The 9,749-nt window shown below is 65.3% G+C and carries 10 protein-coding genes; 7 read left to right on the forward strand and 3 right to left on the reverse strand.

The features are described 5' to 3' along the window. Nucleotides 1-140: 140 nt before the first annotated feature. Complete coding sequence (locus B0E41_RS00885; protein WP_077327790.1) at nucleotides 141-1,274, reverse strand: 5-methyltetrahydropteroyltriglutamate--homocysteine S-methyltransferase; 1,134 nt, start codon at nucleotides 1,272-1,274, stop codon at nucleotides 141-143. Nucleotides 1,275-1,422: 148 nt separating this feature from the next. Between B0E41_RS00885 and B0E41_RS00890 the strand changes: the two genes are divergently transcribed. Both B0E41_RS00890 and B0E41_RS00895 read left to right on the forward strand, forming a co-directional pair. Continuing rightward, the gene (locus B0E41_RS00890) at nucleotides 1,423-2,211 is read left to right on the forward strand and encodes a GntR family transcriptional regulator (protein ID WP_077327793.1); all 789 of its coding nucleotides are present in this window, start codon (nucleotides 1,423-1,425) and stop codon (nucleotides 2,209-2,211) included. A gap of 34 nt (nucleotides 2,212-2,245) precedes the next feature. Further along, complete coding sequence (locus B0E41_RS00895; RefSeq protein WP_077327796.1) at nucleotides 2,246-3,283, forward strand: TRAP transporter substrate-binding protein; 1,038 nt, start codon at nucleotides 2,246-2,248, stop codon at nucleotides 3,281-3,283. A gap of 275 nt (nucleotides 3,284-3,558) precedes the next feature. On the opposite strand, the gene B0E41_RS26970 is transcribed toward B0E41_RS00895, so the two are convergent. Continuing rightward, on the reverse strand, nucleotides 3,559-3,726 hold the full coding sequence (locus B0E41_RS26970) for a hypothetical protein (RefSeq protein ID WP_171984623.1): 168 nt from the start codon (nucleotides 3,724-3,726) through the stop codon (nucleotides 3,559-3,561). On the opposite strand from B0E41_RS26970, the gene B0E41_RS00900 reads away from it, so the two are divergent. The 4 genes from B0E41_RS00900 (at nucleotide 3,726) to B0E41_RS00915 (ending at nucleotide 7,583) form a co-directional block, all read left to right on the forward strand. After that, nucleotides 3,726-4,202, forward strand: coding sequence for a TRAP transporter small permease (locus B0E41_RS00900; protein WP_077327799.1), 477 nt, complete (start codon nucleotides 3,726-3,728; stop codon nucleotides 4,200-4,202). The two genes, B0E41_RS26970 and B0E41_RS00900, sit on opposite strands and share 1 nt — an antisense overlap. Beyond that, a complete protein-coding gene (locus B0E41_RS00905) occupies nucleotides 4,199-5,521 on the forward strand; it encodes a TRAP transporter large permease (protein ID WP_077327802.1) in 1,323 nt (440 codons plus the stop codon). The genes B0E41_RS00900 and B0E41_RS00905 overlap by 4 nt, the downstream gene beginning before the upstream one ends. A 111-nt stretch (nucleotides 5,522-5,632) precedes the next feature. Beyond that, the gene (locus B0E41_RS00910; RefSeq protein WP_253194520.1) at nucleotides 5,633-6,538 is read left to right on the forward strand and encodes a tripartite tricarboxylate transporter substrate binding protein; all 906 of its coding nucleotides are present in this window, start codon (nucleotides 5,633-5,635) and stop codon (nucleotides 6,536-6,538) included. A gap of 88 nt (nucleotides 6,539-6,626) precedes the next feature. Next, on the forward strand, nucleotides 6,627-7,583 hold the full coding sequence (locus B0E41_RS00915) for an AEC family transporter (RefSeq protein ID WP_077327808.1): 957 nt from the start codon (nucleotides 6,627-6,629) through the stop codon (nucleotides 7,581-7,583). Nucleotides 7,584-7,592: 9 nt separating this feature from the next. Here the strand turns inward: B0E41_RS00915 and B0E41_RS00920 are convergent, their stop codons facing one another. Further along, nucleotides 7,593-8,495, reverse strand: a complete 903-nt coding sequence (locus B0E41_RS00920) for a LysR substrate-binding domain-containing protein (RefSeq protein ID WP_077327811.1) — start codon at nucleotides 8,493-8,495, stop codon at nucleotides 7,593-7,595. 157 nt (nucleotides 8,496-8,652) lie between these two features. On the opposite strand from B0E41_RS00920, the gene B0E41_RS00925 reads away from it, so the two are divergent. Next, nucleotides 8,653-9,699: an amidohydrolase family protein gene (locus B0E41_RS00925; RefSeq protein ID WP_077327815.1), complete on the forward strand. Its 1,047-nt coding sequence runs from the start codon at nucleotides 8,653-8,655 to the stop codon at nucleotides 9,697-9,699. Nucleotides 9,700-9,749: the final 50 nt, after the last annotated feature.

A 9,749-nucleotide genomic window follows, 5' to 3' on the forward strand; every position in this document is an offset into this window, starting at 1 on the left:
GGCGTACTTTGACGGGTTGGGGTTGCCGAGGCTGTCGTGACCTCAAACTCTCGAACCGCCCGGTGCGGACCCGCATGCCGGGTGGTGTGGCAGGGGTGCCTCCGTTATGGGGGCCCCCTATGCCGATTGGCCGGCGATCCTCAGGATCCCCAGACTTCCCGGGCGGTTTCGACGACGAGGGCCAGCTTCCTGCGCTGGTCTTCCACCGCGATGTTGTTGCCGTGCACCGTGCTTGAGAAGCCGCATTGCGGGCTCAGGCAGAGCTGCTCCAGCGGTGCGTATTTCGTGGCCTCGTCGATGCGGCGCTTGAGGTCGTCCTTGCTCTCCAGCTGGCCGAACTTCGTGGTCACCAGGCCCAGCACCACGATCTTGTCCTTGCTGAGGAAGCGCAGCGGGCGGAAGTCGCCCGAACGGTCGTCGTCGTATTCGAGGAAGAAGGCGTCGAGCTTCATCTCTGAAAGCAGTGCTTCGGCCACCGGCTCGTAGTTGCCGGCTGCGGCGTGCGTGCTCTTGAAGTTGCCACGGCACAGGTGCATGGCCAGCGTCATGCCGGCGGGCTTGTGCGCCACCACCTTGTTGATGAAGCCGGCGTAGCGGTGCGGCAGCTCATTGGGGTCGTCGCCGCGCTGGCGAGCGGCTTCGCGCATCTTCTCGTCGCACAGGTAGGCCATGTTGGTGTCGTCCATCTGCACATAGGTGCAGCCCGCGTCGGCCAGGCTCTGCAGCTCTTCGCCATAGGCCTTGGCCACGTCGTCGTAGAACACCGGGTCGAGCTCGGGGTAGGCCTCTTTGCTGATGCCGGCACGCCCACCGCGGAAGTGCAGCATGGTGGGCGAGGGAATGGTGACCTTGGGCACCACGGCGGGCAGGCCCAGCGCCTCGACCTGGCCTTTCAGGTACTGGAAGTCGGCGAGCTGGATGTTCTTGGCGTGGCGCACCTTGTCGATCACGCGGATCACGGGCGGTGCCAGCTCTTCGCTGCCATCGGGCCGCACGATGGTGACCGGGATGTCGGTCTTCACGCCGCCGAGCTGTTCCAGGAAGTCGATGTGGAAGTAGGTGCGGCGGAACTCGCCGTCGGTGATGGACTGCAGGCCCACGTCGGCCTGGAAATTTACGATCTCGGTGATGGCGCGGTCTTCGACCTTGCGCAGCTCATCCGCGCCGATGGATTTCTGGTTGAAAAACTGGTCGCGCGCTTCCAGCAGGTAGGCCGGGCGCAGGAAGCTGCCGACGTGGTCGGCGCGGAAGGGAGGGGTTGGACGGGTGGTCATGGTGTCTCCGGGAGGGGTTGGTGAGGTCGGCCAGCGGCATCGTAACCAAGACAACCAGGCTTCGGCTGGATACAGGAACCTATGGATTTCCCTGATATGACCCACTTTACGGTCGATTTGGGGGTGTTTCTGTATACATTTCGTGACCATGATCGCCGATCAAACCGAACCGACCGACGCCACCGCGGCCACCCTTGCCGTGGGCGGCGAGAGCGCCCAGGTGCGTGCGTTGCTGCAGTTGCGGGAGTGGGTGCTTTCCGGCGAGTTGCCGGGTGGCACGCGCATCGCCGAGCTGGCCATCGTCGAGCGTCTGGGCATGTCGCGCACGCCCATCCGGGCCGCGCTGGTGCGGCTGGAGCAGGAGGGATTGCTGCAAGCATTGCCCAACGGCGGCTATGTGGTTCAGAGTTTTTCAGAGCGCGATGTGGCCGATGCCATCGAGCTGCGTGGCACGCTTGAAGGCCTGCTCGCCCGCCTCGCGGCCGAACGCGGTGCGCCAGCGGCGGCGATGGCCGAGGCGCGCGCCTGCCTGGACCGCATCGACGTGGTGCTGGCGGCCGTGAGCCTGGACGAAGAGCGCTTCACGGCCTATGTCGCGCTCAACAGCCGCTTCCACGGCCTGCTCGGTGAGCTGGCCGACAGCCCCACGATTTCGCGCCAGCTGGAGCGCGCGGCCAGCTTGCCGTTCGCTTCGCCCTCGGGCTTCGTGCTGTTGCGGGCGCATTCGAGCCGCGCGCGCGACATGCTCGTGGTGGCGCAGGACCAGCACCGCCAGGTGCTGGACGCGATCGAGCAACGCGAGGGTGCGCGCGCCGAGGCCATCATGCGCGAGCACTCGCGGCTGGCGCGCCGCAACCTCGTGGAGGTGCTGTCCGCGCACCCGGCCGAACCGCTAGCCATTTCCGTGCCGGCGATCCGGCTCATCCAGCGGCGATGAATTCCCCCACTTTTTTCAACCGAAGGAGACTCTCATGACATTCCTGAAACGCCGCAGTGCCCTCGCGGTTCTCGGGGCCGTGGCCGCCGTCACCATGGCCGGCACCGCCATGGCCCAGACCGTGACTCTGCGCCTGCACCAGATGCTGCCCGCGCAGGCCACCATTCCCGCCAAGGCGCTCGTGCCCTGGGCCCAGAAGGTTGAAGCCGAGTCGGGCGGCAGGATCAAGGTCCAGCAGTTCAACGCCATGCAGCTCGGCGGCACGCCGCCCCAGCTGTTTGACCAGGCGCGCGACGGTGTGGTGGACCTGACCTGGACCGTGCTCGGCTACACGCCCGGCCGTTTCAACAAGACCGAGGTGTTCGAGCTGCCGTTCATGAGCGGTTCCGCCGAGTCGTCTTCCAAGGCCATCCAGGAATACGTCGAGATGTTCGCGGCCGATGAGTTCAAGGACGTCAAGCTGATCGCGGTGCACACCCACGGCCCCGGCCTGTTCCACACCAAGACGCCCGTCACCGGTCTGGAGAGCCTGCGCGGCATGAAGGTGCGTGGCGGCTCGCGCATCATCAGCAACATGCTGACCAAGCTCGGTGCCACGCCCGTGGGCATGCCGGTGCCGGCCGTGACCGACGCGCTGTCCAAAGGCACCATCGACGGCACCACCATTCCATGGGAGGTGACGCCTTCGCTGAAGGTGACCGAGCTGGTGAAGAACCACACCACGTTTGCCGGCAAGCAGGGCCTCTACACCCAGACCTTCGCGTTCTCGATGAACAAGGCCTCGTACGACAAGCTGCCGCCCGATCTGAAAAAGGTGATCGACAACAACTCCGGCATTGCCGCCGCCGCGATGTTCGGCAAGGCCATGGACGACGGCGACAAGGCGGGCCGCGCCATCGCCGAGAAGGCGAGCAACAACATCGTGGCCCTGGAGCTGGCCGAGACGCAGCGCTGGAGGCGCACGGCCGCCACGGTGGAAACCGACTGGATCAACGAGATGAAGGGCAAGGGCATCGACGGCGCCAAGCTGGTGTCTGAAGCCCGCGCGCTGATCGACAAGCACTCGAAGTAAGGCCTCGGCGCCGCACGTTGAAATCACCGCCCTCCAACGAGGGCGGTTTTTTTTGGTGCGTTGGCGGTGGAGTGCCTGCACCTGGTCGTCATCACAGTTCGGCATTGAACCAAATGGTTCATGCCGGTTTGCGATAACTGAAAGTCGCCGCATCCGCTGGTCAATGCCCCGAAATCGCTGCACAGTCGGGGCCCAGCACAGCCCATGGGATGGCGGCAACCAAGGGATTTCGATAGGGTAAATGCATTTACCTATATAAAATTCTGCACTATAGTTCACCTCCCAAAACGGCTGATGCGGTTCATGGGAGGAGAATTGAAGCGGCTGGCGGCCCTTGTGGCGGCAGTTTCCGCTTTTTGTTTGTGGTTCTTTCTGGCGCGTAGGTTCTGGTGGGTGTTCGTCGCCACCGCACCGGCGCGCCATCGTTCATCAAGGTGATCCATTGAAACTCTTGTCCACTCTGGCGAAAGCCTGTGCCCTGCTGGCGGGTGTCCTGCTCACGCTCATCACCCTGGTGACCTGCGGCAGCCTGATCGGCCGCAACACCGTGGGCGTCTCGCTCGTGGGTGACTACGAACTGACCGCCGTCACCGCCGGCGCGGCCGTCGCGCTGTTCCTTCCGTGGGCCCAGCTTCGTCGCGGCAACATCATCGTGGACTTCTTCACCTCCAAGGTGCCTGAAGCCATCAACGGGTGGCTCGACCGCTTCGGCAGCCTGGCCCTCGGTCTGATCATGTTCCTGCTCGCCTGGCGCACCACGGTGGGCGCCATCAGTTCTTACCAATCCCAGACCACCACCATGATGCTCGGCTTCCCCGAGTGGATCGCGTACGTGTCGATGATTCCACCGCTGTTCCTGACGGGCCTGATCGCCTTCTATCAGGCGTTCATTGGCAATTTCCAGGAGCAAGATCAATGAGTTCCCTCTCCATGGCGGGCGCCATCTTCGGCGTCATGCTGCTGCTGATGGCGCTGCGTGTGCCCATCGCGATTTCGATGTTTGCGGCCGGCATCTTCGGCTACATCACACAGGTCGGCTGGCTGCCGTTCTCGAACAACCTCAACGGCCTGGCCTTCGCGCGTTTCGCGAGCTACGACCTGTCGGTGATCCCGCTGTTCATCCTGATGGGCAACTTCGCCACGCAGGGCGGCATCTCCAAGTCGCTGTTTGAACTCGCCGCCACCATCATGGCGCGCTTCAAGGGTGGCCTGGCCATGGCGGCCGTGATGGCCAGCGCGGCCTTTGGTGCCATTTGCGGCTCGTCCATCGCCACAGCGGCCACCATCACCTCGGTGGCCCTGCCAGAGATGAAGCGCCACGGCTATTCCGGTCGCCTGTCCACCGGCACGCTGGCCGCGGGCGGCACGCTGGGCATCCTGATCCCGCCTTCGGTGCCGCTGGTGATCTACGCCATCCTGACCGAGCAGAACATCGCCAAGCTGTTCGCCGCCGCCATGATCCCCGGCATCATCGCCATGACAGGCTACATCATCGCCATCGCGATCTATGTGCGCGTGGTGCCCGGCCAGGCGCCCGAGCACGACGAAGAGAGCATGCCCCGCCTGACGGCCAAGCTGCTGCTGGGTGTGTTGCCCATCGCGGTGGTGTTCCTGATCGTCTTCGGTGGCATCTACGGCGGCCTGTTCACCCCCACCGAAGGGGCGGGCGTGGGCGCGGCCTGCACCTTCGTGGCGGCGCTGCTCAAGCGCGAGCTGACCTGGGCCAAGGTCAAGAAGTGTTTCTACGCGACGGCCGAGGCCAGCGCGATGATTTTCATGATCTTCATCGGCGCCGACCTGATGAACTCGGCCCTGGCGCTGACCCAGGTGCCCGCGATGCTGGCCGAGGTGGTCAACGGCTGGGGCCTCTCGCCGCTGATGGTGGTCACCGCCGTCCTGCTGTTCTACGTGATCCTGGGCGCGGTGATGGACGAGCTGTCCATGATCCTGCTGACCATCCCGATCTTCTTCCCGATGATCATGGCCATGGACTTCGGCATGACCCAGGAACTGACCGCGATCTGGTTCGGCATCATGGTGCTGATGACGGTGGGCTTCGGCCTGTTGGCGCCGCCAGTGGGGCTCAACGTGTACGTCGTCAACGGCATGGCCAAGGACGTGCCAATCAGCGAGAGCTACAAGGGCGTGATGCCGTTCCTCATCAGCGACGTGTTCCGCACCACGCTGCTGCTGCTGTTCCCGTCGATCTCGCTCTGGCTGGTGCAGTTCGTCGGCTAGGTTTTTCCTCAACACACTGGAGACAGCACCATGACCCACCGTTTCTTTGCCCGCCGCAGCGTGGTGCTGTCGGTTCTCTCTGCCGTGGCGATCTTCGCCGCCCCGTCGGCCATGGCGCAGGCCTTCCCGAGCAAGCCACTGCGCATCGTCGTGCCCTTCGCGGCCGGCGGCGCGGGCGACCTGACGGCGCGCATCGTGGCGGCCGAGCTGACCTTGTCGCTGGGCCAGCCGGTCGTGATCGAAAACAAACCCGGTGCCGGGGGCGTGGTGGCGGCCAGCACGGTGGCGCGGGCCGATCCCGATGGCCACACGATGTTCTTGATGTCCAACGGCACGGCGGTCACGGCCAGCCTGTACAACAGCCTGCCGTACGACACGGTCAAGGACCTGGCCCCGGTCTCCACGCTGGGCACCTTCGACCTCGCGGTGCTGGTGCCGGCCGACTCGCCGTTCAAGACCCTGGGCGAGCTGGTGGCGTTTGCCAAGGCCAATCCCAACAAGCTCAACATCGGCAGCATCAACATCGGCAGCACGCAGCACCTGGCGGCGGAGCTGTTCAAGTCCAGCGCCGACATCGACGTGCAGATCGTGCCGTTCAAGGCCACGCCGGAGCTGGTGGGTGCATTGCGCGGCAAGCAGGTCGATGTGGGTGTTGAGATCCTCGGCCCCGCGCTGACCCAGATCAAGGCCGGTGCCTTCCGCGCCCTGGCCGTGACCGGCAAGAAGCGTTCGAGCGCGTTGCCCGACGTGCCGACCGCCGTCGAGGCGGGTGTCAAGGGCTTCCAAGCCTCGTCGTGGAACGCGCTGGCCGTGCCGGGCAAGACGCCGCGCCCGGTGATCGACCGCCTGAACAAGGACATCGTGGCCGCGCTGGCCAAACCCGAGGTCAAGAAGAAGCTGGCCGACCTGAACATCGACGCCGACATGAGCACGCCCGATGAAGCGGCTCAGTTGCTGGCATCGGATATCAAGCGCTGGGGTGCGGTGATCGAGAAGGCCGGCATCCCGAAGCAGTGACGTCTTCATGGACGGCCTGCGCATCGGCCTGATCGGCTGCGGCGAGGTCGGTCGCACGTCTCTGCGGCTGGACACCTGACCCCCACCCATGCTCGACATCCTGGCCATAACCGGCCCGATCTACCTCTGCATCGCGCTCGGTTTTTCGGTGACCCGCTGGGGCCTGTTTGCCAAGGCCGACATGCGCGTGTTCGGCAAGTTCGTGATCAACATCGCCTTGCCGGCATTGCTGTTCAACGCGCTGTCACAGCGCAGCGTGGGCGAGATCTTCAACGGCCGGTACCTGCTCGCCTATGTACTGGGCAGCGGCCTTTTGCTGGCGGCGGCCTTTCTGTGGTCCCGCGTCGTGGCGAAGCGCTCGATGAGCCTGTCCAGCGTGATGACCATGGGCATGACGTGCCCCAACAGCGGTTACGTGGGTTACCCGATCCTGATGCTCACGCTGGGCGCGTCGACGGCCGGCGTGAGCCTGGCGTTGAACATGGTGGTCGAGAACCTGCTGATCATCCCGGTGCTGCTGGCGCTGGCCGACATGGACCGGCACGAGACCGGCCAATGGCAGCGGGCCGTGCTCCAGACCTTCAAGGGCCTGCTGCGCAACCCGCTGATCATCGCCATCCTGGCCGGCATGCTGGTGTCGGTGCTGGGGCTGCACATCCCGTCGCCGCTGTCGCGCACCGTCACGCTGTTTGCGCAGGCCAGCAGCGCGCTCTCGCTGTTCGTGATCGGTGGCAGCCTGGTGGGCCAGCAAATGCAGGGACTGCGCCGCACGGTGGCGCAGATCGGCCTGGGCAAGCTGGTGCTGCACCCCTTGTGCATGCTGCTGGTGCTGACCTGGCTGGTGCCGCTGGACGACCCGCAGCTGCGCGTGGCCCTGCTGCTCACCTGCGCCATGCCCACCATGGGCATCTACGCCATCCTGGCGCAGCGCCACGGCCACGAAGGCCTGGCCTCGGCCGCGCTGCTGGTGATCACGCTGTCGTCGTTCTTCACGCTGAGCGCTTTGCTCTGGCTGCTGCGCCACGCGGCGGGCTGGCTCGCCTGAGCCAGCACCTCAAAGCCCAAGGCTGCGACTCACCTCGGCCATGATGCCCAACGCAGCACGCTGGGTGAGGGTGGCCGGGCGCTGCGAGCTGATGGCCAGGCTGGCGCGGGTGCGCAGCGGCGGGTGGACCGGCCGCGTGCGGTAGGCCGAGGGGCGGATCGAACTGGCCACGGCGTGGCGCGAGAGCAGGGCGCTGCCCGCACCGTCGGCGACCAGATCGAGGATGGCGGACACGCCGTCGATCTCCAGTGCAATCTGCGGGCGACAGCCGATGTTGGCCATCTCGGCCTCGACGTGCATGCGTATCGCGTTGGGCCGGCTCGGGATCACCAGCGGCAGCGCGGCCACGTCGGCCAGCGGCACCGGCGGGGGCGGGGGCTCTTCGGCCAGCCCGGGCGGGCGCGGCTGCACCAGCAGCAACTCTTCTTCCAGCAACGGGCTGATGTCGATGTCGGGTGTGGGCATGGCGTTGTAGAGCACCGCGATGTCGAGCCGTCCGATGTGCAGCCATTCCTGCATGGTCGCGGAAAGGCCTTCGCTGATCGAGAGCCGGGCCTCGGGCAGTTGCGCGCGGAAGGCCCGCGTCAGCGGCACGGTCAGCACCCGCGCCAGGCTGGGCGGCAGGCCGATGGCCACGCGCCCGGCCAGCGCGCCGCGCACCCGCCCCAGCTCTTCGCGTGCACGCTCCACCTGGTGCAGGATGCCGCGCCCGTGTTCCAGCAGCAGCTTGCCCGCGTCGGTCGGTGTGGCGCCGCGGCCGTTGCGCACCAGCAGGTTCTGCCGCAGCTCCACCTCCAGCAGACGCACTTGGCGCGAGAGCGCGGGCTGGGCCACGTCCAGCGCCAGCGCGGCCCGGGTGAAGCTGCCCAGCTCGGCGACGCGCACAAAGTACTCGAGTTGCTTGAGGTCCATGATGGTCTTTCTTTCAGGAATACCTGCATCATAGATATAGATATTTGTTCTAGCTGCTAGCGTGCCTGGAGGCTGGTTTCGCGGCGTGGTGAAGTTCACAATCCGGCCTTCACCGCCCCGTCCGGCATGGGCCGCAACCGCACCAGGAACCACCCGCATGAGCCAGCAAAAGCCCCTCATCATCGACTGCCACGGCCACTACACCACGGCCCCCAAGGCGCTGGAGAACTGGCGCAACGCGCAGATCGCCGGCATCAAGGACCCGGCGTCGATGCCCAAGGTGAGCGACCTGAAGATCAGCGACGACGAGCTGATCGAGACCATCGAGAGCAACCAGCTGCGTCTGATGAAGGAACGCGGTTCCGACCTCACCATCTTCTCGCCGCGCGCCAGCTTCATGGCCCACCACATCGGCGACTTCAACATCAGCTCCACCTGGGCCGCGATCTGCAACGAGCTCTGCTACCGCGTGAGCCAGCTGTTCCCCGACCACTTCATTCCCGCGGCCATGCTGCCGCAGAGCCCGGGCGTGGACCCGGCCACCTGCATCCCCGAGCTGGAAAAGTGCGTCAAGGAATACGGCAACGTCGGCATCAACCTGAACCCCGATCCTTCGGGCGGCCACTGGACCAGCCCGCCGCTTTCCGACAAGGCCTGGTACCCCATCTACGAAAAGATGGTCGAGTACAACATCCCGGCCATGGTGCACGTGAGCACCAGCTGCAACGCCTGCTTCCACACCACCGGCGCCCACTACCTGAACGCCGACACCACGGCCTTCATGCAGTGCCTGACCAGCGACCTGTTCAAAGACTTCCCCACGCTGAAGTTCATCATCCCCCACGGCGGCGGCGCGGTGCCTTACCACTGGGGCCGCTTCCGTGGGCTCGCGCAAGAGCTGAAAAAGCCGCTGCTGAAAGACCACCTGCTCAACAACATCTTCTTCGACACCTGCGTGTACCACCAGCCGGGCATCGACCTGCTGACCAAGGTGATCCCGGTGGACAACATCCTGTTCGCCTCGGAAATGATCGGTGCCGTGCGCGGCATCGACCCCGAGACCGGGTACTACTACGACGACACCAAGCGCTACATCGAAGCCAGCACCATCGTCGTGGGCGATGACCGCTACAAGGTCTACGAGGGCAACGCGCGGCGTGTGTTTCCGCGGTTGGACGCTGCCCTCAAAGCGAAGAGCCTTTGACTTTCTCCTTCCCCCCTGGGGGAAGGAGAAAGTCAAAGGCTCTTCGCTTT

The sequence above is a fragment of the Hydrogenophaga sp. A37 genome, from assembly GCF_002001205.1.
Taxonomy (GTDB): domain Bacteria; phylum Pseudomonadota; class Gammaproteobacteria; order Burkholderiales; family Burkholderiaceae_C; genus Hydrogenophaga.